The sequence below is a fragment of the Parabacteroides timonensis genome (assembly GCF_900128505.1).
Classification (GTDB): Bacteria; Bacteroidota; Bacteroidia; order Bacteroidales; family Tannerellaceae; genus Parabacteroides; species Parabacteroides timonensis.
Genome location: NZ_LT669941.1, coordinates 520,474 through 546,003 on the forward strand (window position 1 = coordinate 520,474; position 25,530 = coordinate 546,003).

General features: G+C 41.9%; 20 protein-coding genes. 17 read left to right on the forward strand and 3 right to left on the reverse strand.

The genetic code is table 11. The annotated features are described in order from the left end of the window. Positions 1–322: 322 nt before the first annotated feature. Both BQ7394_RS09650 and BQ7394_RS09655 read right to left on the reverse strand, forming a co-directional pair. Positions 323–1,636, reverse strand: coding sequence for a SpoIID/LytB domain-containing protein (locus BQ7394_RS09650; protein WP_075557251.1), 1,314 nt, complete (start codon positions 1,634–1,636; stop codon positions 323–325). Positions 1,637–1,644: 8 nt separating this feature from the next. Beyond that, positions 1,645–3,642: an OPT family oligopeptide transporter gene (locus BQ7394_RS09655; protein ID WP_075557252.1), complete on the reverse strand. Its 1,998-nt coding sequence runs from the start codon at positions 3,640–3,642 to the stop codon at positions 1,645–1,647. A gap of 181 nt (positions 3,643–3,823) precedes the next feature. Here BQ7394_RS09655 and BQ7394_RS09660 point away from each other — a divergent pair, with 181 nt between their 5' ends. Further along, complete coding sequence (locus BQ7394_RS09660) at positions 3,824–4,762, forward strand: DUF1848 domain-containing protein (protein ID WP_075557253.1); 939 nt, start codon at positions 3,824–3,826, stop codon at positions 4,760–4,762. Between the two features lie 166 nt (positions 4,763–4,928). Here BQ7394_RS09660 and BQ7394_RS09665 read toward each other — a convergent pair whose 3' ends face one another. Continuing rightward, on the reverse strand, positions 4,929–5,501 hold the full coding sequence (locus tag BQ7394_RS09665) for an HdeD family acid-resistance protein (RefSeq protein WP_075557254.1): 573 nt from the start codon (positions 5,499–5,501) through the stop codon (positions 4,929–4,931). A gap of 143 nt (positions 5,502–5,644) precedes the next feature. On the opposite strand from BQ7394_RS09665, the gene rfbA reads away from it, so the two are divergent. The 16 genes from rfbA (at position 5,645) to BQ7394_RS09750 (ending at position 25,082) form a co-directional block, all read left to right on the forward strand. Next, entirely contained in the window at positions 5,645–6,520 is an 876-nt protein-coding gene (rfbA, locus tag BQ7394_RS09670; protein WP_075557255.1) for a glucose-1-phosphate thymidylyltransferase RfbA, read from the forward strand. Further along, complete coding sequence (locus BQ7394_RS09675) at positions 6,517–7,590, forward strand: GDP-L-fucose synthase family protein (protein ID WP_075557256.1); 1,074 nt, start codon at positions 6,517–6,519, stop codon at positions 7,588–7,590. The genes rfbA and BQ7394_RS09675 overlap by 4 nt, the downstream gene beginning before the upstream one ends. 13 nt (positions 7,591–7,603) lie before the next feature. Then, positions 7,604–8,755, forward strand: coding sequence for a GDP-mannose 4,6-dehydratase (gmd, locus tag BQ7394_RS09680; protein ID WP_075557257.1), 1,152 nt, complete (start codon positions 7,604–7,606; stop codon positions 8,753–8,755). 112 nt (positions 8,756–8,867) lie between these two features. After that, positions 8,868–10,019, forward strand: coding sequence for an OmpA family protein (locus BQ7394_RS09685; RefSeq protein ID WP_075559958.1), 1,152 nt, complete (start codon positions 8,868–8,870; stop codon positions 10,017–10,019). A 100-nt stretch (positions 10,020–10,119) separates the two neighbouring features. Then, positions 10,120–11,517 carry an undecaprenyl-phosphate glucose phosphotransferase gene (locus BQ7394_RS09690; RefSeq protein WP_075557258.1) on the forward strand — a complete coding sequence of 466 codons (1,398 nt, stop codon included), beginning with the start codon at positions 10,120–10,122 and terminating at the stop codon, positions 11,515–11,517. A 69-nt stretch (positions 11,518–11,586) separates the two neighbouring features. Then, positions 11,587–12,009, forward strand: coding sequence for a Holliday junction resolvase RuvX (gene ruvX, locus BQ7394_RS09695; RefSeq protein WP_028728202.1), 423 nt, complete (start codon positions 11,587–11,589; stop codon positions 12,007–12,009). Between the two features lie 3 nt (positions 12,010–12,012). Next, entirely contained in the window at positions 12,013–12,570 is a 558-nt protein-coding gene (gene def / locus BQ7394_RS09700; RefSeq protein ID WP_075557259.1) for a peptide deformylase, read from the forward strand. 23 nt (positions 12,571–12,593) lie between these two features. Beyond that, a complete protein-coding gene (locus BQ7394_RS09705; protein WP_075557260.1) occupies positions 12,594–14,141 on the forward strand; it encodes an acyl-CoA carboxylase subunit beta in 1,548 nt (515 codons plus the stop codon). A gap of 26 nt (positions 14,142–14,167) precedes the next feature. Further along, positions 14,168–14,494, forward strand: coding sequence for an acyl-CoA carboxylase biotin carboxyl carrier protein subunit (locus BQ7394_RS09710; protein ID WP_075557261.1), 327 nt, complete (start codon positions 14,168–14,170; stop codon positions 14,492–14,494). 46 nt (positions 14,495–14,540) lie between these two features. Continuing rightward, complete coding sequence (locus BQ7394_RS09715) at positions 14,541–16,673, forward strand: tetratricopeptide repeat protein (RefSeq protein ID WP_075557262.1); 2,133 nt, start codon at positions 14,541–14,543, stop codon at positions 16,671–16,673. 155 nt (positions 16,674–16,828) lie between these two features. Further along, positions 16,829–18,784: a threonine--tRNA ligase gene (thrS, locus tag BQ7394_RS09720; protein ID WP_075557263.1), complete on the forward strand. Its 1,956-nt coding sequence runs from the start codon at positions 16,829–16,831 to the stop codon at positions 18,782–18,784. Between the two features lie 33 nt (positions 18,785–18,817). Further along, the gene (gene infC / locus BQ7394_RS09725) at positions 18,818–19,459 is read left to right on the forward strand and encodes a translation initiation factor IF-3 (protein WP_075557264.1); all 642 of its coding nucleotides are present in this window, start codon (positions 18,818–18,820) and stop codon (positions 19,457–19,459) included. Between the two features lie 54 nt (positions 19,460–19,513). Beyond that, on the forward strand, positions 19,514–19,711 hold the full coding sequence (gene rpmI / locus BQ7394_RS09730; RefSeq protein WP_075557265.1) for a 50S ribosomal protein L35: 198 nt from the start codon (positions 19,514–19,516) through the stop codon (positions 19,709–19,711). Positions 19,712–19,820: 109 nt separating this feature from the next. Further along, positions 19,821–20,165 carry a 50S ribosomal protein L20 gene (gene rplT, locus BQ7394_RS09735; RefSeq protein WP_022455800.1) on the forward strand — a complete coding sequence of 115 codons (345 nt, stop codon included), beginning with the start codon at positions 19,821–19,823 and terminating at the stop codon, positions 20,163–20,165. Between the two features lie 455 nt (positions 20,166–20,620). Beyond that, the gene (locus tag BQ7394_RS09745; protein ID WP_075557266.1) at positions 20,621–22,795 is read left to right on the forward strand and encodes a glycoside hydrolase family 20 protein; all 2,175 of its coding nucleotides are present in this window, start codon (positions 20,621–20,623) and stop codon (positions 22,793–22,795) included. A 43-nt stretch (positions 22,796–22,838) separates the two neighbouring features. Beyond that, on the forward strand, positions 22,839–25,082 hold the full coding sequence (locus BQ7394_RS09750) for a GH92 family glycosyl hydrolase (RefSeq protein ID WP_075557267.1): 2,244 nt from the start codon (positions 22,839–22,841) through the stop codon (positions 25,080–25,082). Positions 25,083–25,530: the final 448 nt, after the last annotated feature.

Genomic DNA, 25,530 nt, shown 5'->3' on the forward strand with positions numbered 1-25,530 from the left:
ACTTATTAAGTAGAGCAGGAGGGCATCCCCCTGTCAAATGTTCGGAGACAAAGATAGCTATTTTTATATAAATGTAAGCTCTTTATCCGGATTCTCCTGGTTGGAGTCAGGTTCATTTTATCGGCATAATAACCCTTTTCGTGGGGAAATTACACCCGTTAATCTATTTTGTTTGCCACCTTGTAGCTTTGTTTGTTCCTTTGTAACCGTTAGAGCTCGTGAGAGTCAAGACAAACCGGCTACAACTCGTAGCCGATAAGATAGGTAAACACAAAAAAAAAGGCCGCTATCGTGAGATCAGCGGCCTTTTTAGTATATCAGTTTAATATCTTTTTTCTATCTGTGATCCTCGGAAGTAATGTGCCAATATTTCCGTATAAGAATATCCTTGTGCTCCCATTACCGCAGCTCCGATCTGGCAAAGCCCCACTCCATGACCCCATCCGGCCCCTGTTAATACAAAACGTTGAGGGATGTTGATACGGATATCTTCTTTGTCTATCACGAATGCCGAACTGTAAAGATGCGTTTCTGATAATGTACGCCGTATCTCCAGTTCCTTACCGATCGTATATATCCGGCGTGTTCCTATAATTTTCAGTTTCTCTATCCGACCGGAAGTTCCCCTTTCCTGTGGGATAAGGTCTTGTATCTCGCCGAAATCGATACCGCTTTTACGGTGGATCAGTTCGGCCAACTCAGTTTGAGTATAAGATATTTGCCAACGGTAGAAATTGGTTGTTTCCTGGTCGTAGTTATTTAACACCTGGCTTAGTATCTCTTTGTCAGTTGTGTTACAGAATGCTTCCGGTGAATTGCGTATCCACATTTCTGCTTCGATTGGATCGGTCAGGTCCGGAAAAGAGGCTTTTTTACTGTCACGTATAGCTGTCAGATAAGAGTGAGGCACCGGTTCCCAGCAATGTTCGAACTGTTCGGTTACACCTCCGCAACATTTCGAGAAGCGAGCGTCACAAATAGATTCACCATCTGTCAGGATCTCACCACGGGTTTCGTGAATCACTTCCCGGACAATTGGTGTCGAGGCCCGGGTGATGCCCTGATAACGTTGACAATGATCGTCGGCACATACATCGAACATCGTATGGTCTTCACGGTCGTACCAACGGATCAACTGATCATGTTCACGATGACAACTCCGGTATTTCTCCGAAGTATTGCCCAGGCGGAAATTCTTTTCTATCTGGGCTAATAGCCAGCTGCGTGAGATGACGGCGTGTGCTTTCAGCAACTCCTTCGACGCGGTAGCACTCATCTCTGACGAGATAACACTGGTAAGGTATTCTTCAACATCGATACTGTTGATCACAACAATGCCTTCATTTCCTGCTACCAGATTCAAAGACCCTTTGAAGCGTTGATCCTCCTGGCGCTGCCAGTGGAAATCAACTCCGATCGTAACGGCCTTCAGGTCGAATGAGGAGTCTGGTGAAGCCGGTTCAAAGAAAAGTTCTTTGTACAGCTTGCCGTTGTATACAATATTCCCGTTTACGAACAACGCTCGTTGTTCCCCGGTCAGGAAGGCACTATTCTCCGTATGGATATACTCTCCGTTGAATACGAAAGAGACAGCCTTCTGCGTCATAATCCCAACATTAACTACCGGTGCATCCATTATTTATCTTATTCTTTTTTTGCTTTCAGTGAACTTATCGCCAGGTAAGCCATCAATGCTATATACATTACAACAGCTAACGGTTCTGCAAAGTTCCCTTCCAGCCATTTCTCATTAACAAGGTTGATACCGCCGAATCGTAAGGCAGCGCTGATAACTCCCATCAAAGCACCTCCGGCAATGAATCCGGAAGCAAGCAGCGTCCCTTTCTCTAAACGTACTGTATTCAGTGCCTGGTCTTTACTACGGCTTCCTACATACCAGCTGATGGCTCCCCCAATCAACAACGGAGTGTTCAACTCCATCGGGATAAACATACCTAGTGCGAAAGCCAATGCCGGAATCTTACAGAAATTCAGGATAATAGCCAAAACGGCTCCAATACCGTAAAGCACCCAGGGTGCTCCCGAGCCACTCATCAGTGGCTCGATAACAGCTGCCATAGCGTTGGCTTGTGGTGCAGCCAGTTGTCCGGTTGTAAAACCGTATGTCTGGTTCAGAATCAGAATTACACCACCTACGGTAGCAGCTGAAACAAGTGTGCCGAGGAACTTCCAGGTCTGTTGCTTGGCCGGTGTACTTCCTATCCAGTAACCGATTTTCAGGTCGGTGATAAAACCGCCGGCCATAGACAGCGCTGTACAAACAACACCTCCGATAATCAGTGCCGATACCATACCGGCAGTTCCTTTCAGACCTGCAGCAACCAGGATAATTGACGATAAGATCAGTGTCATCAATGTCATGCCGGAAACCGGGTTGGTTCCTACGATAGCAATGGCATTGGCTGCAACAGTCGTAAACAGGAAAGCTATAATACCGACGATCAACAGACCGATCAGGGCATAATACCAGTTATCCAATACGCCGAAGTGGAAGAACAGATAAGTAACGATCAGCGTAGCAAAAATACCGATCGTGATGATCTTCATCGATAAATCTTTCTGGGTACGTATCGTTTCCGTATCAACTTCCGTATTTTTACCTTTCAATTCTTTGGCAGCCAGGCCGACAGCTCCACGAATAATACCCCATGAATTGATAATACCGATTACACCGGCAGTTGCAATACCTCCGATACCGATATGGCGGGCGTAAGTAGTAAATATCTGTTCTGCACTCATACTGCCAACTGTTGCTGTGATTGCGTCATTTCCTAAAGTCAGTACATCTGAGCCGAAGAAGGCAGACATTAACGGAATAATCACTAACCATACCAGGAATGAGCCGGCACAGATAATTGCGGAATATTTCAAACCGATGATATAACCGAGTCCCAGTACGGCTGCTCCGGTATTTACTTTCATTACCACCTTTGCCTTGTCTGCCAGCATTTCACCGACTCCGACAATACGGGTGCTTATTGTTTCGCTCCACCAACCGAAGGTGGCTATAATGAAATCGTACAGACCGCCGATCAGACCAGCCAGAATAAGAGGTTTAGCCTGACTGCCGCCTTTTTCACCGGAAACCAGCACCTGCGTAGTGGCTGTAGCTTCCGGGAACGGATATTTACCGTGCATATCTGAAACAAAGTATTTCCGGAATGGGATCAATAATAGGATACCGAGAATACCTCCCAGCAGTGAACTCATGAATACTTCGAAAAAGTTGATAGTGATTTCCGGATATTTATCCTGTAAGATATAAAGGGCAGGGAGGGTGAAGATGGCTCCGGCTACAATTACGCCGCTACAAGCTCCGATAGATTGGATAATAACGTTTTCCCCCAATGCATTTTTTCGTTTAAGTCCACTTGATAAACCTACGGCAATGATGGCGATAGGAATAGCTGCTTCGAATACCTGTCCGACTTTTAAGCCCAGATAGGCTGCGGCAGCACTGAATATCACGGCCATTACCAGCCCCCAGAATACAGACCACGGAGTCACTTCCTTATATTGCTTGTCGGGTGACATAATGGGGTTATAAACTTCTCCTTCTTTGAGTTCCCTGTAGGCATTTTCCGGTAGCCCGATTACCTTTTCTTCATCTTCCTTCTTCACGGTGACTATTATTTTTAGTTAGATTTAATCTGAAATGTGTTTTCCCGTTTTTTATAGCGTTACAAAACTACGTTATTTTTTCAATTGAACAAATGATTATAACAGGTAAGAGCGGCAGATGATTAGATATTTTTTTGTTTTTCAATGAAGACGAGATGTTTATTATGCCTATATTCGTGATATGATAATAAGTGCAAGTAGGCGGACAGACATCCCGGCCTTTTATTCGGAATGGTTCTTTAATCGGATTAAAGAAAAATATGTGTTGGTTCCCAATCCGTATAATCCCAAAATGATCAGCAGGATAGAGTTAAATCCGGCTGTTGTTGATTGTTTTGTCTTTTGGACAAAGAATCCAAGTCCCATGATAGATCGATTGGATGGATTGAAGGATTATAAGTATTATTTTCAGTTTACACTGAATCCTTATGGTGAAGAAATAGAAAATCATATACCTTCTATAGAAAAACGTATTGAAATATTTAAACGGCTCTCTGATAAAATAGGAAAAGAAAAAGTTGTCTGGCGATACGATCCTTTATTCACAAATAAGAAATATGATGTTTCTTTTCATAAGAATACATTTGCTGAAATTGCTTATAAGCTAAAGGAGCATACAGGTCGGTGTATGCTTGGTTTCATAGATCATTATCAGCATATTCGTAGTGAAGTAGGTAAATTGGAAATTTATCCTTTAAAGAAAGAAGAAATTGAAGAAATGGCTGTATCTTTTAAACAGATGATGGATCAATATCCTTCGATTGAATTTGATACCTGCACAAAGAAAGTTGATCTGACTCATTTGGGAATTCCAAGCGGGTCGTGTGTCGATAGAAAGCTGATAGAAACCATTATCGGTTATCCTATTTCTGCCAGGAAAGATAAAAACCAGCGGGATATCTGCAATTGTATAGAGAGTATCGACATAGGGACTTACGAGAGTTGTCTTAATGGATGCATCTATTGTTATGCGATCAAAGGAAATTATAATACAGCCGAGTTTAATAGTAGAAAGCACGATAAGAATTCACCTATGCTGATTGGGAATGTGAAGGATGGAGATATTATAAAGGATAGAGAGATGAAAAGCCTTATTGATAATCAGCTTTCTTTCTTTTGATGTTACTATCATCACCATACTTTGATATTATGCATAATATCTGTACATATATAAACGAGAGAGCAATCTAATGTGAAAGTTTGCTGAAGCGTCTTTAGTTTCTTTCGGACGAAACTATTGTTTCCTCCGGACGAAACTAAAGTTTCACCTAGGTGAAACTTTAGTTCTATTCTTTCTCGTATTTCTTATGTAAGCTTCTTAGTTCAAAAGATAGCATAACCCGGAAGATACCGATGATAAGCAGTGCGTAGGCAATCATATAAACCAGTGTGAAAACTCCTAATCCCGGTTGCCAGATAATTGCAATACTGCAAATAATAGCCAAGATACCGAAAGCCATATACCAACCCCAGTTACCGGTCCCGAACCGTTTCAGATCCATAGCATAACCGGTAGAGGAGAAGCCTCTAAACATTAGCCAGAAAGCCAGGATGAAAGGAAGGACAGTCATACTTAGACCCGGACTAGCCATCAGATAAATACCAAGTATCAGATCAATGATACCGCCAGCCAGATACCAACCCCAGCTGGAAATATGCTTCCGATTCGATACGGCAAACAGTATCTCGAGCGTACCGCTAACGAACATGGCAACACTGAAAAGAATACTTAAAGCAACATAACTGGCCAGTGGTGTGAACATTAGGCATATAGCAATCAGGATATAGAGTAATCCCAGGAGAAGTGAAACCCACCAGTTCTGTACGGCGGAACTAATTTTTTCGTTAAATGCATTCATATTGAGTAACTTTTAAAAATTAAAGAATTTATACTGTAACAAAGCTTAGGAAAGAAAGGTTTTAAGGTAAAGGCAAACCGGAATATTTTATATACATTTGTCCTCTGTTAAAATAAATTATACACAAGAAAAAGTCTGCTCTTATGAAAGGTATTGTACTGGCAGGAGGTTCGGGTACCCGTTTGTATCCAATCACCAAGGGTGTTTCCAAACAATTGTTGCCAATTTATGACAAGCCGATGATCTATTATCCTATATCCGTTCTTATGCTGGCCGGAATACGGGAAATATTGATCATTTCTACTCCGTTGGATTTGCCGGGATTTCGTCGGTTACTGGGAGATGGTTCGGATTATGGTGTCCGTTTTGAGTATGCTGAGCAACCTTCGCCCGATGGTTTGGCACAAGCTTTTATTATTGGGGAGAAATTTATTGGAAATGACTCGGCTTGCCTGGTTTTAGGCGACAATATTTTCTATGGACAAAGCTTTACGGCTATGTTAAAAGAGGCCGTTAACAATGTTGAGAACGAACAAAAAGCAACCGTGTTCGGTTACTACGTGAACGATCCGGAACGCTATGGAGTAGCCGAATTCGACAAAGACGGGAACGTGTTGAGCATCGAAGAAAAACCGGAAATTCCGAAATCGAACTATGCTGTGGTAGGACTCTATTTCTATCCGAATAGAGTGGTTGAAGTGGCAAAGAATATTAAGCCGTCATCACGTGGAGAACTGGAGATCACAACAGTCAATCAGGAGTTCCTGAATGATGGAGGACTAAAAGTACAACTGTTAGGGCGTGGTTTTGCCTGGCTTGATACAGGTACGCACGACTCGCTTTCGGAAGCTTCTACCTTTGTCGAAGTGATTGAAAAACGTCAGGGATTGAAAGTCGCTTGTTTGGAGGAAATCGCTTTCCGGAAAGGCTGGATCGACGCGGTTAAACTGAAAGAGCTTGCTGCCCCAATGATCAAAAATCAATATGGTCAATATTTATTGAAACTGATAAAGGAATGAATAAAGATAGTAAAATATTCGTAGCCGGACATCGTGGCCTGGTTGGATCGGCAATTTTGAAGAACCTGCAACAGAAGGGGTATACGAACTTTGTTTTGCGTACGCATGCAGAATTAGACCTGACCGATCAGTTGGCAGTAAATGAATTTTTTGTTGCTGAGAAGCCTGAATATGTGTTCCTTTCGGCTGCTCATGTCGGAGGCATTATGGCAAACAGTGTGTATCGTGCGGATTTTATTTATATCAATCTGATGATACAGAATAATGTGATCCATGCCTCCTATATTAATAAGGTAAAGAAGCTTTTGTTTTTGGGGAGCACCTGTATTTATCCGTGTGAAGCTCCCCAGCCAATGCCGGAAGACTGTCTGTTGACATCACCTCTGGAATATACCAATGAACCATATGCTATTGCAAAGATCGCAGGGATAAAAATGTGCGAAAGCTATAACCTGCAATATGGAACCAATTATATCGCTGTGATGCCGACGAATTTGTACGGTCCAAACGATAATTTTAACCTGGAAACTTCTCATGTCCTTCCGGCTATGATCCGTAAGATCCATCTGGCAAAATGTTTGCATACAGCCGACTGGGAAGCGTTACGCAAGGATTTGAACGCACGTCCGGTGGAAGGAGTATCAGGAGATTCTTCTGAAAAAGATATTTTGGCTATCCTTGAAAAGTATGGAATTTATCCGGGTAGAGTGGAGCTTTGGGGAACAGGAAAACCGCTTCGTGAATTCCTTTGGAGTGAGGAAATGGCGGATGCTTCCGTTTATATAATGGAGCATATCGATTTCGCAGATGTCCGTCCTGACGGTAATGAAGTCCGTAACACACATATTAATATAGGTACGGGAAAAGAATTATCCATTAAAGATGTGGCTACCCTGATCCGGGAAAAGATCGGTTTTGAAGGTGAACTTACCTTTAATTTATCCAAGCCCGATGGAACTTTGCGAAAGTTAACCGATGTAAGCAAACTCCATGCCCTGGGCTGGCGCCACCGGATAGAAATTGCCGAAGGAGTAGAACTTTTGTATAACTGGTATTTGAACAAACAATAATAAACTTAGTATAATGAGTAAAGTAGCTTTAATAACAGGTATAACAGGACAGGATGGAGCCTATTTGGCTGAATATCTTGTAAAGAAAGGGTATACCGTACATGGTATCAAACGTCGTTCGTCTATGTTTAATACAGATCGTATCGACCATCTCTATCAGGACCCGCATATCGAGAACAGAAACCTGATCCTTCATTACGGTGACCTGACCGATAGCTTGAATCTTACTCGCATTATCGGTGAAGTACAACCGGATGAAATATACAATCTGGCAGCAATGAGCCATGTGAAAGTAAGTTTCGATACCCCCGAATATACCGCCAATGCCGATGGTTTAGGTGTTTTGCGTATTCTGGAAGCTGTCCGTTTGTTGAATCTGACACAGAAAACCCGTATTTATCAGGCGTCAACATCTGAATTATACGGTTTGGTGCAGGAAGTTCCTCAGAAGGAAACTACACCTTTCTACCCGAGAAGTCCGTACGCCGTAGCAAAACTTTATGGTTACTGGATAACTGTCAACTATCGTGAAGCATATAAAATGCATGCATCCAACGGTATTTTGTTCAATCATGAATCGCCGTTACGCGGTGAGACTTTTGTTACTCGTAAAGTAACCCGTGCCGTATCGCGCATAGCATTGGGAATGCAGAAAAAAGTTTATATGGGGAATTTATCCTCTAAACGTGACTGGGGGCATGCGAAAGATTATGTTCGTGCCATGTATGCCATTCTTCAACAAGACGAACCTTCTGATTATGTAATTGCTACAGGAATAACCACGACTATTCGTGATTTTGTCAGCAAAGCATTTAAAGAAATAGGTGTAGAAATTATTTTCAAAGGAGAAAATGTTAATGAGGTTGCATCATTAAACTATATTGACGAAAAAATGTTTATAGAGAAAGTGGGTGAGTCTTACCTCGAAAGTTTTAAAGAACGAATAGGAGAGGAAGTTGTTGGTGTTGATCCGCAATACTTTCGTCCGACTGAGGTAGATTTACTTATCGGGGATGCTACAAAGGCCCGTACTCGGTTGGGATGGGAGCCAAAATACAGCCTCGATGCTCTTATTCAGGATATGATGCAGAATGATGTCAAGCTTATGAAAAAAGAGTCTTACCTACGTGAAGGCGGGTACAAAATTCTGAATTATTTTGAATAAATTAAGAACAAAATGTAGATTTAATTTGTTTTAGTTAAAAAAAGAGTTAATTTTGCTCTAAATTTGAGCGTTATTTGAGGTAATTGATTGTTTAATTAAAATGTTGATGAATATGAAGACTAAAGTATTACTTTTGGCTTTGTTGTCAGGTTTCGTTTTTTCTGTGTCTGCACAGGAATTTAAACCACAAGTTGGTTTTAGTACTGAAAAAGGGTATAAGACAAATTTCAAGAAAAACAAAGCTGGCGACAATTGGTTTATTTCTGTTGCTGGTGGTGCAAGTATTTTATTAGGTGACCAGAATAATAAAGCAGATTTTGGTAACCGTTTGAATTTTGCTCCTCAGTTCTCATTTGGTAAATGGTTTAATCCGTATCTGGCTTTCCGTGCTCAGTTGAACGGTGGTGTTTTACATGGATTTTATCAGAATGAAGCCGATGCTACTTTGATGCAGCATAATAAATATGCAGCTGCTCACGTAGATTTGTTATGGGATGTAACTAATTTCTGGGGCGTTTATAACGAAAAAAGAGTATTCCGTTTGATCCCTTGGGTTGGTTTTGGTTATGCGCAGCGTTTCAAAACTACAGAATCTGCTGAATTTGCAAGAACTGAATCTCCTACATTGAATGCCGGTATCCTTACTGCTTTCCGTTTGAGCAAACGTGTTGATTTGAACGTGGAAGTTCAGGCTTCTTTATTGAACGAACAGTTTAACCGTATTTCTATGTATCACCTGACTGACGGTATTGCTCAGGTAAGTGCAGGTTTGACATTCAAATTGGGTAAAACTGATTTCGAAGTATTGGAACCGATGGATTACGCTTTGTTGAACGACCTGAACAATCAGATCAACTCTCTGCGTGCTGCTAACGACGAATTAAGCAAGCGCCCGGAATCTTGTCCGGAATGCGAAGAAGTAGTAACAACTGTTGTAAACAATTACGTTGACAATGTAGTATACTTCCGTCTGAATAGCTCTAAGATCGACAAGAACCAGCAGATCAATATTTACAATACTGCTGAATTCATGAAGGGTAACAATACTCCGATCAAGGTTATCGGTTATGCTGATAAGAATACAGGTAACTCTAAGTATAACATGGGTCTTTCTGAAAAACGTGCTAAAGCCGTTGCTAAAGAATTGATCGAAAAATACGGTATCAACTCTAACCAGATAACTATCGAATGGAGAGGTTCAGACGAACAGCCATATAGCGAAAACAACTGGAACCGTGTTGTTATCATGTCTGCAAATAATTAATTATTTTTTAATTATATCTGAAAAAGGCTGCACATTATGTTGTGCGGCCTTTTTTTTGCACGGATTTATGATTACTTTTGTGGAATTTTAGAATATAATTATGGAATTCGACAAAAAACATGGTTACCTTATCCAATGGTGCATAGGAATGGGCGATTTGCTTGTGATAAATCTGCTGTTCTTTGCTGTCTATTATGGTTTGGGGGAGTTTTATACGAAAGCGATATCTTATAGCCTGAGAGAGGTGATTCTTCTATTGAATTTTTGTTACTTTTTCTCTCTTTATTTTATCCCCATGCAATTGCATGTGGCGGTCGTTTTTATCGATAAGATCGTTCAGCGTGCTTTTGCCCTGATATCTATACTGGTCTTTTTGTTTGCAACCTGTCTTATATTCTTGAATATCGGTGATGTCTTGGCGACATTCCTGTTGGTTTATTATGTAATTACGGTTGTGGTCTTTTCGCTTTGGCGTGTTTTGGTTCGTGTTACTCTGAAAATGTACCGAAGGAAGGGATACAACTTTAAGAAAATTATTATTGTCGGAGCTGGAAAGAATGGTATGGAATTGTATCGGGTCATGAAAGATGATCTGTCATACGGTTTTAATGTAATGGGCTTTTTCGATGATAACTTATCCTTGCAAAGTGCATTGCCAAACTATCTGGGAATGACACACGAAGTGGAAGATTATGTTCTGGCAAACGATATAGACGAGGTGTATTGTACATTGCCGGGAACACAGGATGAAAAGATATTGCGGATAATGAATTTTGCTGAAAAGCACATGATCCGCTTCTATATTGTTCCGGAATTTTACAGGAATATAAAGAAGAGCCTTGTTATGGAAATAATGGAGTCGATTCCATTGCTGGCTATCCGCCGTGAACCATTGCAGGCAGCTTATAACCGGGCTTTAAAACGGTCGTTTGATATTGTTTTTTCTTTGGGCGTTTTATTGACGATCTACCCAGTACTGTATATTATTATCGGAACTCTGATAAAGATAACTTCTCCGGGACCAATCTTTTTCAAACAAAAACGTACAGGTCTGTATGGGCAGGAATTTGAGTGTTATAAATTCCGTACAATGCGTGTGAATGCTGATGCCGATAAATTGCAGGCTGCAAAAGACGATCCCCGTAAAACCCGTGTCGGTGATTTTCTTCGCCGTACGAACTTGGATGAATTTCCCCAGTTTATTAATGTATTGAAAGGGGAAATGTCGGTAGTAGGTCCTCGTCCTCATATGCTGAAACATACTGAGCAATATTCAGCCCTTATCGATAAATATATGGTGCGTCACCTGGTAAAACCGGGAGTTACAGGATGGGCGCAGGTAACCGGCTACCGCGGAGAAACAAAAACATTGGAACAGATGGAAGGCCGTGTAAAGAGAGATGTGTGGTACATCGAAAACTGGTCGTTTTTCCTGGATTTGAAGATTATTGTGGTAACGGTTTTGAATATGTCAAAAGGTGAAAAGAATGCCTATTAAACTTATAAATTGCACACTTTTTATGTATTTGTGTAATACGAATGCATATTTGTGCTATCTTTGCAGCCGATGGGAAGGATACTAGCAATTGATTATGGCCGGAAGCGTACCGGAATTGCTGTTACGGATACTTTGCAAATGATTGCAAACGGTCTGACGACAGTGCCAAGTGGTGAACTTGTTGCCTGGTTATCCGGTTATGTATCTAAGGAGCCGGTTGATCTGTTTGTTGTCGGTCAACCTAAGCAGATGAATAATGAACCCTCCGAGAATATGAAATATGTAGAGGCTTTTGTTACACATCTGAAACGAACTATCCCGGATATTCCGGTAGAATATTATGATGAGCGTTTTACTTCTGTTCTGGCACATAAGGCAATGCTTGACGGTGGTTTAAAGAAGAAGAAAAGACAGGATAAAGGCCTGGTAGATGAGATCAGCGCCGTTATTATCCTACAATCATATTTAGAAAATAAAAAATATCAGTTTTAGTTTATGATTTTACCAGTATACTTATATGGTCAGCCCGTATTAAGAAAAGAGGCTGAAGATGTTCCTAAAGATTATCCCGATTTAAAACAATTAGTGGCTAACATGTTTGATACCATGTACAATGCCGACGGAGTTGGATTAGCAGCTCCCCAGGTGGGATTGTCGCTTCGTCTGTTGGTGATCGATGCCGATGTGATGGGGGACGATTTTCCGGAATGTAAAGGTTTCAAGCGTGCGATGATCAATCCGGATATCGTGGAACGTAGCGAAGAAGAAATTTCAATGGAAGAAGGCTGTCTCAGTCTTCCGGGAGTACATGAAAAGGTGTCTCGTGCTAAAAAGATCCGGGTGAAATATCTGGATGCGGATCTGGTGGAGCACGATGAAGTTGTGGACGGTTTCGCAGCCCGTGTAGTACAGCACGAATGTGAGCATTTGGATGGCCATGTGTTCATAGACAATGTGTCACCCATCCGTCGCCAATTGAATAAAGGAAAACTAAATAGTATTATTAAAGGGACTGCTCGTTGTTCATACAGGGCAAAAGCTGTCGGTAAATAATAAAACTCTATTAAATAATCAGTATGACAGATTTAAGTAAAAACATTCAGGCCCTCAGGGAGAAGAAAGCCGTCGTAGAGATGGGTGGAGGCGAAGCAGCTATCGAAAAGCAGGTTGCTATGGGTAAACTTACTGCCCGTGAACGTATTCTTTCCTTGCTGGACAAGAACTCTTTTCATGAGTACGATTTGTTTGTTAAGCATGATGGTCGCGATTTCGGGATGGACAAGAAAGACTTTCCGGGTGACGGTGTAGTTACAGGTACAGGTACTATCTTCGGTGCTCCGGTTTGTATCTATGCACAGGACTTTACGGTTGCCGGTGGTTCATTAGGCTTGCAGCATGCCCGTAAGATCACGAAGATCATGGACCATGCACTGAAAATGAAATGTCCGATTATCGGTATCAACGACTCGGGAGGTGCTCGTATTCAGGAAGGTGTTGGCGCTTTGGCCGGATATGGTGAAATATTCTATAGAAATACAATTGCATCAGGTGTTATTCCTCAGATCTCTTTGATCCTGGGTCCGTGTGCCGGTGGTGCTGTTTATTCTCCTGCATTGACAGACTTCGTGTTTGTAGTGGAAAACATATCTAAGATGTTTATCACCGGTCCGAATGTAATCAAAACTGTGTTAGGTGAAGATATCTCTATGGAAGACCTGGGTGGTGCCCGTGTTCATGCAGAAACAACAGGTAATGCTCACTTCTATGCCCTGAGTGAACAGGAATGTTTCGATCAGGTAAAACGTTTGGTAAGCTTTATCCCTTGGAATAATGCAGACCGTGCTAAAACGATAGAAGCTAAGGAACCGTCTGCAATGTTGAACATAGAACAGGTTGTTCCTGCTGATCCGAAGCAACCGTATGATGTTCGCGATGTTATTAAATGTATTGTCGATGATTCAGACTTCTTGGAAGTGCAGGAATTGTGGGCTGCCAATATCGTAGTCGGCTTCGGTCGTATGGGTGGCGAAACTGTCGGTTTCGTAGCTAACCAGCCGATGGTGCTGGCAGGTGTATTGGATTGCGACAGTGCAGACAAAGCAGCTCGTTTTATCCGCTTCTGCGACTCATTTAATATTCCTATCATCACATTGGAAGATATGCCGGGTTATCTGCCGGGCGTAGACCAGGAACATGCCGGTGTGATCCGTCACGGAGCTAAAGTATTGTATGCTTATTCTGAAGCAACTGTGCCTAAGATCACCGTTATCTTACGTAAAGCCTATGGTGGTGGTTATATTGCAATGAACTCTCGTCACCTGGGTGCCGACTTTATGTTTGCATGGCCGAGTGCAGAAATCGCTGTAATGGGACCGGAAGGTGCAGCAAACATTATCTTCCGTAAGGAGATCATGGAGGCTGAAGACCAGAATGCAATGCGTCAGGAAAAGGTAAAAGAGTATATTGAGAAGTTCGCTAATCCTTATGTGGCAGCTTCAAAAGGATTTATCGATTCTGTTATCGAACCGAAAGAAACACGTGCGTTGTTGCTTCACGCTTTGAAACTTTCTGTTTTGAAAGAGGAATACAGACCGGCTAAAAAGCACGGAATTCCTCCGTTCTAATTGAATCCGTAATATACTTTTGGAATATGGAAAATAAAGAAAATGAATATGTAGATTTTGTAGTTACTGCCCGTAAATACAAAACACTGCTAACAGACAAATATAAGAACCGTAAGATGTGGCATAAGCCCTTCGTTGGTGATGTGATTTCTACTCTTCCGGGTACAATTGTGAAGATTCATGTGGAAAAGGGACAACAGGTTGAAGCCGGTGAGTTACTTCTTATCCACCAAGCGATGAAAATGTACAATCGTATCGTTGCTCCGGTGTCCGGAGTGATCGCCGAATTGGATGTAAAAGAGGGAGATAAAATTACAAAAGATCATTTGATGGTAAAAATAGAGCCTAAGTAAGATAATTTACTTATTTTTGCCTCACTCAAGTTGATATTTAGAATAGATGAAGAAGGCAATACTCTTTTTTATATTACAAATATGTTCACTTTCGCTGGTAGCACAGATCAATACGGACCGTGTACTGGCCATAGGACGTAATGCTTTGTATTTTGAGGACTATGTCCTGTCAATACAGTATTTCAATCAGGTAATCAAAGCAAAACCCTGGTTGGCGGAACCGTATTTTTACCGTGCAGTAGCAAAAGTGAACTTAGATGATTACAAGGGTGCCGAGGAAGACTGTACATTATGTCTTCAGCGGAACCCTTTTTTAGTGCAGGCTTATTATGCCCGCGGAATAGCTCGTCAGAGCCAGGAAAAATATGCAGAGGCCATAACTGACTATGATAAAGGTCTTGAGTTTAGACCCGAAGACCGGCAGATGCTCGTCAACAAAGCTGTTGCCAATATCCAGCGGAAAGATTATGACGAAGCGGAAAAGACATTTGATGTGCTGATGAAAGCACATCCTAAATACTCGATGAATTATCTGACACGTGGTGCTATGTACAGCGAGAAAGGAGATACCGTAAAAGCGCTTGCCGATTACAATAAGGCAATCGAGATGGATCCTTATTATGCTCCGGCTTACGGGAACCGCGCTATTTTGCTTTATCAGACAAACAACCTGAAAGATGCACTCGCCGATTTGAATGAGGCGATTAAATTAAATACCCGTGAAGGCGGATATTATATTAACCGTGGTCTGGTGCGTTATCAGATGAACGATCTTCGTGGAGCTATGGCTGATTATGACCAGGTTATCAATATGGATAAGAATAACCTGATTGCTCGTTTTAATCGTGGTTTGCTTCGCTATCAGGTAGGAGACAACAACCGGGCTATTGAAGATTTCGATGTAGTCATCCAGTTGGAGCCGGATAACTATATGGCTTATTACAACCGAGCTTTGCTCCGTTTTGAAACCGGTGATTACCGCGGTGCCATACGCGACTTCGATGTGGTGCTCGGACAGTATCCCAACTTTACCCCCGGATATTTCAGTCGCTCTGATGCCAAACGTAAGATCAATGATGCGGTAGGTGCCGACCGTGACTACTGGACTGCTGTCGAAATGGAAAATAACGCCAAGAAAAACCAGCAGACAGGAGGACAATCCGGAACAGCTACAGCTTCAAACAGTGGAACAGGGCAGGGGAATAATTCTTCCTCTTCGGGTAATAAAGACGAAAATACCCGTGAAAAATCGGATAAGAATATCAGCAAGTTTAATCGCCTGGTGGTATATGATAAAGATGAAGAACGGAGAAATAAATATCAGAGCGATGTTCGTGGACGTGTACAGGATCGTAATGTCCGTGTGGATCTCGAACCTCAGTTTGTCCTGACATATTACGAAAAAATTGATCCGATCAAAAAGATTGTCTATTATGATAAGATGATTGAAGAGTTCAATGCCCGTATGGTTCTGTCGCGTAAACTTCGGATCACCAATGAAGAAGCAGCTCTTACAGAAGATCAGATTGCTGTACATTTTGCATCGATCAATGATTTTTCTGCTAAAATAGAGGCCAGGCCTACCAGTGCGGATGCATATTTCGGCCGTGCTGTCGATTATATGCTGGTGCAGGACTTTTCCGAAGCAATCAAAGACTTCAATAAAGTAGTAGAACTTGATCCTACCTATACAATGGCTTATTTCAACCGTGCAGTAGTACGCTATAAGCAATTGGTTTACGATATGTCTCAGGCGTCGACAACAGATGACCTGTCTGCTTCCATGGGAAGTATGAACTTCAATATTGGTAAGAATCAGTCCTTGTCGAGAACACCGGCCGATCCTTCATCGGCAAGCGTGAAAGAGAACAAGAGAGCCTACGAGCATGAAATGATCACACGCGATTATGATATGGTTATCCGTTTAAATCCGGGCTTTGTTTATGCCTACTTCAACCGGGGAAACCTGCGTTGTGTACAGCGTGACTTCAGAGCCGCTATTCAGGACTATAACGAAGCAATCAAGCGCGACCCCGACTTTGCTGAAGCTTACTTCAACCGGGGACTGGCACGTTTATCTCTGGGCGATGCCAATCAGGGGATTGCCGACTTGAGCAAGGCTGGCGAACTCGGTATTATTAATGCTTATAGTATCATTAAGCGCATGACAAGTAACTAATGTATTGCTTATTTAAGTTCAAAACAGATATGGTTTGCCAACAAAACATGTCTGTTTTGGGTTTAAAGCATATATCTTTTGGCTCAAAAGGATTATTTTACGAAAAAGAATGCTAAATTTGCATCCTAATTATAAAGAATTATAGAGAACAGATTATGATAAAGATTACATTTCCGGATAATTCCGTAAGAGAGTATGCCGAAGGAACTACTGCAATGCAGATTGCAGAAAGTATCAGTTCCCGTTTGGCTCAGGAAGTTTTGGCCGCAAGTGTGAATGGAGAAACATGGGATTTGACTCGCCCTATTATGCAGGATTCGACAGTGAATCTGTTAAAATGGGATGACGAAGAAGGTAAACATGCATTCTGGCACTCAAGTGCCCACCTGATGGCAGAAGCCCTGCAGGAACTTTATCCTGGCATCAAATTCGGTATCGGTCCGGCTATCGAGAATGGATTCTACTACGATGTGGATCCGGGTGAAGCTACAATTAAAGAAGGCGATTTTGCAGCTATTGAAGCAAAAATGCTTGAACTGGTAGCCAGAAAAGAAGAAATCAAACGTCAGGACATTACCAAGGCAGATGCCATGAAAATGTTCGGTGACAGAGGTGAAGAATATAAAACTGAGTTGATCAGTGAATTGGAAGATGGCAAGATTACCACCTATACACAAGGCTCTTTTACCGACCTGTGTCGTGGTCCGCATTTGCCTAACACTTCTTACCTGAAAGCTGTTAAGATTCTGAGTGTAGCTGGTGCTTACTGGCGTGGTGATGAAAAACGTAAACAGCTGGTACGTCTGTATGGTATCACTTTCCCGAAAAAGAAAATGTTGGATGAATATCTGGCATTATTGGAAGAAGCGAAGAAACGTGACCACCGTAAAATCGGTAAGGAACTGGAATTGTTTACATTCTCTACTGCAGTAGGAGCAGGTTTACCTTTGTGGTTACCTCGCGGTACTCAGTTGCGTTTGAAACTGGAAGATTTCCTGAAACGCATTCAGAAGAAATACGGTTACCAGCAAGTGATGACTCCGCATATTGGAGCCAAGCAGTTGTATGTAACATCAGGTCACTATGCAAAATACGGTAAGGATTCATTCCAGCCGATCCATACTCCGCAGGAAGGTGAAGAGTTCCTGTTGAAACCGATGAACTGTCCTCACCACTGTGAGATTTTCAAATCGTTCCCACGTTCATACAAAGATCTGCCTCTTCGTTTTGCAGAGTTCGGTACCGTATACCGTTATGAACAAAGTGGCGAGTTGCACGGTTTGACAAGGGTGCGTGGATTTACCCAGGACGATGCTCACTTGTTCTGCCGTCCGGATCAGTTGAAGGATGAATTCCTGAAAGTAATGGATATTATCTTTATTATCTTTAAGGCTCTTGATTTTGAAAACTTCGAAGCACAGATCTCTTTACGTGATAAAGTAAACAGAGATAAATATATCGGCTCGGAAGATAATTGGGAAAAGGCTGAAACCGCTATCATCGAAGCTTGTCAGGAAAAAGGCCTGAAAGCGAAGATCGAATATGGTGAAGCTGCATTCTATGGTCCGAAGCTCGACTTTATGGTGAAAGATGCTATCGGCCGTCGTTGGCAGCTGGGAACAATCCAGGTGGACTATAATCTACCGGAACGTTTCGAACTGGAATATACCGGAGAAGATAATAAAAAGCATCGTCCCGTAATGATTCACCGTGCACCGTTCGGATCTATGGAACGTTTTGTTGCCGTATTGATCGAACATACCGGCGGTAAGTTCCCGTTGTGGTTGACTCCGGATCAGGTATGTATCATGCCTATCAGCGAAAAGTTCAATGATTATGCATGGGATATTGCCCGTCAATTGGAAGAACAGGATATCCGTGTATTGGTAGATGATAGAAATGAAAAAATTGGCCGTAAAATTCGTGATAACGAATTGAAACGTATTCCTTATATGCTCATTGTCGGAGAAAAAGAAGCAGAAAATAATGAAGTTTCTGTAAGAAAACAAGGTGAAGGTGATAAAGGTTCGATGAAAATTGCTACCTTTGCAGCGCTTTTGAACGATGAAGTAGAGGACATGATGAATCGTTGGCAGAAAAATAATAAGTAAATAACTAATAACGAGGAGAATAAATCTTTTTGAATGAAGAATGACAATCTGAAAGAACAGTACAGAATCAACGAACGTATTCGTGTTCGTGAAGTTCGTTTAGTAGGTGACAATGTAGAACCGGGTGTGTACCCGATCTCTCAGGCATTAAAAATTGCCGAAGATCTGGGACTTGATCTGGTAGAAATTTCACCCAATGCTGCGCCCCCCGTTTGTAGAGTAACCGATTACCAGAAATTCCTCTATCAGCAGAAAAAAAGACAGAAAGAGCAGAAAGCCAAGTCAGTTAAGGTTGTAGTGAAGGAGATTCGTTTCGGACCTCAGACTGACGATCATGATTATAACTTTAAGTTGAAGCATGCCAAAGGATTTCTGGAAGAAGGAGCAAAGGTTAAAGCGTATGTGTTCTTTAAAGGACGTTCCATTCTTTTCAAAGAGCAGGGAGAAGTATTATTACTTCGTTTTGCCAATGATCTGGAAGAGTTTGGTAAGGTTGAGCAATTACCGGTATTGGAAGGGAAGCGTATGATTATCATGCTGACACCTAAAAAGGCCGGAGCTCCGGCAGCTGCACCGAAACCGGCAAATGCAGCAGGACCTGCAAAACCTGTGGTGAAGAAAGTTATAACTCTGAAGCCTAAGACTGAGTCTGAGGCTAACGAAAATAAAGAATAAGAAAAACCACCCGTTAGAGGGTGTCAAGTTTAATAATTAAAACAAAATTGGAAAATGCCTAAGATGAAGACTAATTCCGGTGCCAAAAAGAGGTTCGCCCTTACCGGAACAGGAAAGATCAAAAGAAAACACGCTTTTAAAAGTCATATTTTGACTAAGAAGACTAAAAAAGCTAAGAGAAACCTTACTCACACAGGCCTTGTTGCTTCTGTTGATGTAAACAGTGTTAAGCTAATGCTTGGCATGAAGTAATCTTCTTAAATTAAGCGAGTTTTACAAAGATTTTTATTAACCGAATGTTTTTAGCAAGTAAGATCATCAAAAATTAAGATGGCGCTAACATTCAAAACAGATTAGAATTATGCCTAGATCAGTAAATCATGTTGCTTCAAGAGCAAAAAGAAAACGGATTTTAAAACTTACCAGAGGTTATTATGGTGCACGTAAGAATGTGTGGACCGTAGCTAAGAATACTTGGGAAAAAGGTTTGACTTATGCTTTCCGTGACCGTCGTAACAAGAAACGTAACTTCCGCGCATTGTGGATTCAGCGTATCAACGCAGCTGCACGTTTGGAAGGAATGTCTTACTCTCGTTTGATGGGAGCTTTACACGCTGCAGGTATTGAAATCAACCGTAAAGTGTTGGCCGACCTGGCTGTAAACCATCCGGAAGCTTTCAAAGCAATCGTTGCTAAAGTAAAGTAATTGATATATCATAATGTCAATAGGAGAAGAGTCCTCATTTGGGGACTCTTTTTTTGTTTACTTTTTACAATTCATACGTTCTGAAACACTGTAAGTTCACTTTTTTATTTAATATTTAAGGGGAAAAACTCTACATTTTGTTTGGAAAAGTCAAAGCCTTTACTTATCTTTGTAATAAGAAAAATGAGTTAGCCGCACTGTTCGATTGGGAAACTCATCAGTTTATTTTAATTCCGAGACACAGCTCTTGTCGCTAATGGCGGGCCGCACCCTTCGGGGATGCATCGCACAGCGGATTACAAAGGTGGCAAAGCACTCAAATCCTGTCATACGGAGTTTGTTCATATCTAAGGTGCGGCTTTCTTTTCATATAAAGGGAAAATCTCTTACGGGATTTTCCCTTTTTTCTTTGTATATTTACCGCACCAAGAATAAATACACAAAAACTGATTATTATGTTACTGCCAAAACAATCGCTCATGACGATGACAGGTGTCGCCGTAGCGTGTTCTTTGTTTCTTTTTGCTTGCTCTCCGAAAGAGACAGTGCAACTGAACGTAATCCCGCTGCCTGCACAGGTCAGCGCATCGGGAGGTTTCTTTAAAGCTGATAGTGCTGCAGTCTTCTCTTTTGAAAAACCTGCAAATGTCCATTTTATTGTGGATGAATCATTAGGTGGAAATCCGGAAGGATATCAACTTACAGTCAATGAAAAGGGTATCGACTTGAAAGCGGCTACCGAAGCGGGCCTGTTCTATGGTGAACAGACACTCCGCCAGTTGTTCTCACCGCAGGGTTTTCCTTATGTTACCATACAGGATGAACCCCGTTTCAAGTATCGTGGGATGCACCTGGATGTGTCGCGCCATTTCTTCCCGAAAGAAGAGGTCTTTAAATTGTTGGATGTAATGTCTTTTTATAAATTGAATAACCTTCACCTTCACCTTACGGATGCCGGTGGCTGGCGTATCCAGATGGATAAATATCCTAAACTGACAACAGAAACCGCTTTCCGTACAGAATCCGACTGGAGGAAGTGGTGGGATGGAAAAGATCGTAAATACCTGCCGGAAGGAACTCCGGGAGCTTATGGAGGCTACTATACCAAAGACGATATCCGTGCGATTGTTGCCTATGCCGCCTCCAAACATATTAATATAATACCCGAGATCGAGTTTCCGGGTCACTCGGAAGAGGTCCTGTTTGCATATCCGGAATTGAGTTGTTCGGGTATACCTTATAAGAATGGTGATTTCTGTATCGGTAATCCCCAGTCATTTACTTTTATGGAGAATGTACTGGATGAAGTGATCGAGCTATTCCCTTCCGAATATATTCATATCGGTGGTGATGAAGCGGGTAAAGGTGCCTGGAAGACCTGCCCGAAATGTCAGGCTTTGATGAAAAAGAACGGAATGAAGAGTGTCGACGAACTTCAGAGTTATATGATCCATAAGGCTGAAGATTATCTGATTTCTAAAAATCGTAAACTGATCGGTTGGGATGAAATCCTTGAAGGCGGTCTGGCTCCTGAGGCAACCGTTATGTCCTGGCGCGGTGAAAGTGGTGGAATTAAATCAGCCCGTATGGGACATGATGTAATCATGACGCCTGGTAACTATATGTATTTCGATTTCTATCAGGCAGATCCTAAAACGCAACCGTATGCCATTGGCGGATATACTCCGATTAAAAAAGTATATAGCTATAACCCGGTTCCGGCGGATTCGCTTACGGCTGAAGAGAGCAAACATATTATGGGAGTTCAAGCCAATACCTGGACGGAATATATTCAGGATGAAAAGCATTTGGAATATATGATGTATCCGCGTGCCCTGGCTTTGGCTGAGATAGCCTGGTCACCTCAGGAAAAGCGTGAATGGGAAGACTTCAAGCCACGCATGAATGCCCATATCGGAAAATTACAACAAATGGGTATTAATACATTTACCCTTTCTGACGAACTTGAAGTAACGATGAAGGTCGACACGGTCAATAGACAGATCGAAGTCTTTCTGGATGCAGAAAAGTATCCGGCTGAAATTCGTTACACAACAGACGGAACTGTTCCGACTGCTTCTTCCATCCTTTACGATGGTATGATTATGGTAAAAGATTCAGCTTATATCAAAGCGGCTATCTTTAAAAATGGAGAGTTAAAAGGTTCTCCGACCGAAAAGAAAGTCGATTATCATCGCGGTATCAACAAACCTATACATTATAATAGTAAGCTATACCCCGGTTATATGGCCGGTGGCATGAATGCCCTGCTTGACGGATACCGTGGTGGACTAACCTATCTGGACGGTCGTTGGCAAGGCTATCTGAACGATTTGGACTGTGTGATCGATATGGAAGAGACAACCGATATCCATAAAGTTTCAGCCCGCTTCATGCAACTGATCGGTCCGGGAGTGTATCAACCGGCCAGTGTGGAGCTGCTTACATCTGAAGATGGAACCAATTTCACCTCTCAGGGCATTATTCCGACAACAGCATCTAACAAAGATCCGGAGCTATCTTTCCAGGAATATACTTTTAATGGTGAATGGAAAGCTCGTTATGTCCGCCTGAAGGCTGTCGAAGCCAACAATGGATTTATTTTTGTTGACGAGATCGTCGTTTGGTAAATCAATACGCATATATTTAAATTATTAACTAAATAAATCAAGAATGAAGAAGCAAGTAATGAGCCTCCTATTGTGTGGAAGCCTGATGGCAGCAGCACAACAGCCGGTAGATTATGTAAACCCCTTTATCGGGACCAGCAACTACGGGACAACCAATCCCGGAGCCATCTGTCCCCAGGGTATGATGAGTGTCACTCCATTCAATGTGATGGGGTCGGAGAGTAACCGCTTCGATAAAGATAGCCAGTGGTGGTCGACTCCCTACTCATCCGACAACGATTTCTTTACAGGTTTTGCTCATGTAAACCTGAGTGGAGTCGGTTGCCCTGAACTGGGGAGTCTTTTACTGATGCCTACAGCCGGCGAACTGAATGTAGACTATAAGCAATACGGTAGTAAGTACAAAGACGAAACCGCCCATCCGGGATACTATGGTAACGTCCTGACCAAATACAATATTAAAGCTGAAGCAACTGCCAGTATGCGTACAGGCCTGAGTCGTTTCACTTTCCCGAAAGGGCAAGGCAACATTCTCCTGAACCTGGGTGAAGGACTTACAAACGAAACCGGAGCAACTGTCCGTATGGTCAGTGATACGGAGATCGAAGGAAGCAAACTGCTGGGAACATTCTGTTATAACCCCCAGGCTGTTTTCCCTATCTATTTCGTTATGAAGGTGAGTAAAGCTCCCAAACAAGTAGGTTACTGGAAAAAACAGCGTGAAATGAAGGGGGTAGAGGCCGAATGGGATATCTATTCAGGCAAGTATAAACTCTATACCAAATACGACCGTGAAATGAGCGGTGACGATATCGGTGTATGGTTCACCTATGACACAGAGGAAAACGAAGCTATCGAAGTAAAGATGGGTGTCTCTTTCGTCAGTATAGAAAATGCCCGTTTGAATATGAATACGGAGCAACCCGATTTTAATTTCGACAAGGTAAGAAATGCCGCAAGCACTATGTGGAACAACGACCTGTCTCGCGTTAAAGTAGAAGGAGGCTCTAAAGATGATAAGACGATTTTCTATACAGCACTCTATCACCTGTTGATCCATCCGAATATTATCCAGGATGTAAACGGTGAATATCCGATGATGGAAAGCCTGAAGGTCGGTCATACAACTGGCAACCGCTACACTGTATTCTCTTTGTGGGATACGTATCGCAATGTTAGTACCTTGATGACTTTACTTTTCCCCGAACGTCAGTTGGATATTATTCGTACCATGATCGATATGTATAAGGAAAGCGGTTGGCTGCCTAAATGGGAGCTCTATGGACGTGAGACTCTGACTATGGAAGGCGATCCTTCTATACCTTATATAGTAGATGCCTGGATGCGTGGTTTACGTGACTTCGATGTAGAAACAGCTTACGAAGCGATGCGTAAGGGAGCTACTACTCCCGGCGAGTTCAACCTGCTTCGTCCGGACAATAATGATTATATGAGTAAAGGATATGTTCCTCTTCGTGAACAGTACGATAACTCTGTTTCACACGCTCTGGAATATTATATCGCCGACTGGAACCTATCCCAGTTTGCTAAGGCATTAGGCAAGAAAGAAGATGCTAAATTGTTCCATGACCGTTCAATGGGTTATAAACACTATTACAGTAAGGAGTTCGGAACACTTCGTCCGATCCTGCCTGACGGAACATTCTATTCACCTTTCGACCCGAAACAAGGTGAAAACTTCGAACCTAATCCCGGTTTCCATGAAGGAAGTGCCTGGAACTATACATTCTATGTTCCTCACGATATCCCCGGTTTGGTTAAGTTGATGGGAGGGCAGAAGAAATTTGTCGATAAGCTACAAATGGTATTTGATGAAGGTCACTACGATATGGCTAATGAACCGGATATTGCCTATCCGTATCTGTTCAGCTATTTCAAAGGCGAAGCTTGGCGTACACAGAAACTTGTTCGTGAATTGTTGAATAAGTATTACCATAATGCACCGAACGGTCTCCCCGGTAATGATGATACCGGAACAATGTCGACCTGGGCTGTATTCTCTATGATGGGATTTTATCCTGCCTGTCCGGGAGATATGGATTATGTGCTTACTTCACCAACCTTCAATAAAGTTACTATCGACTTGGATAAGAAATTCTATCCGAAGGGAGAGTTGGTAATCGAATCCATGCATCAGACTCCGGAGGATATCTATATAAAGGAAGTGACGGCCGGAGGAAAGAAGTTGAAAGGTTATACCATTTCTCAGGAAGAACTGATAAACGCCGGTACACTTAAATTTATTTTGGAAGATACACATAAGTAAAAGAAAGAGATTTTTAATAAGAAAACCCTGGGAAGTTATAATACTTCTCAGGGTTTTTTATGTTCAAAAAAGACTATGTTATGTATAAATATAGGAGATTGAAGTGTTTCAGAATGTAAATTAAGCAAAACTTTGAAAAGCTCTAAAAATCAAAATGACTAGAAAAAACGATCGTTTTTTCTAGTCATTTTTTTTGTGCTGCAAATGTAAGTGATATTTGTTGAAAAACAAAGAGTTTCGAGAAGTTTATCTGTTTGTTTTCCAATGTTTTAATTTGATTTTTTCAAAATACCGCATCAATCATGGGTTAACAAAAATTTGCCAAGCTGGAGTGACTAAAAAAAACGATCGTTTTTTTTAGTCACTCCAGTTGCCTTTAACTATAAGAACATCAGTAGTTTATGTAAGTTAGCCGTTTGGGACTGACGAACCTTTTTACATAATATCC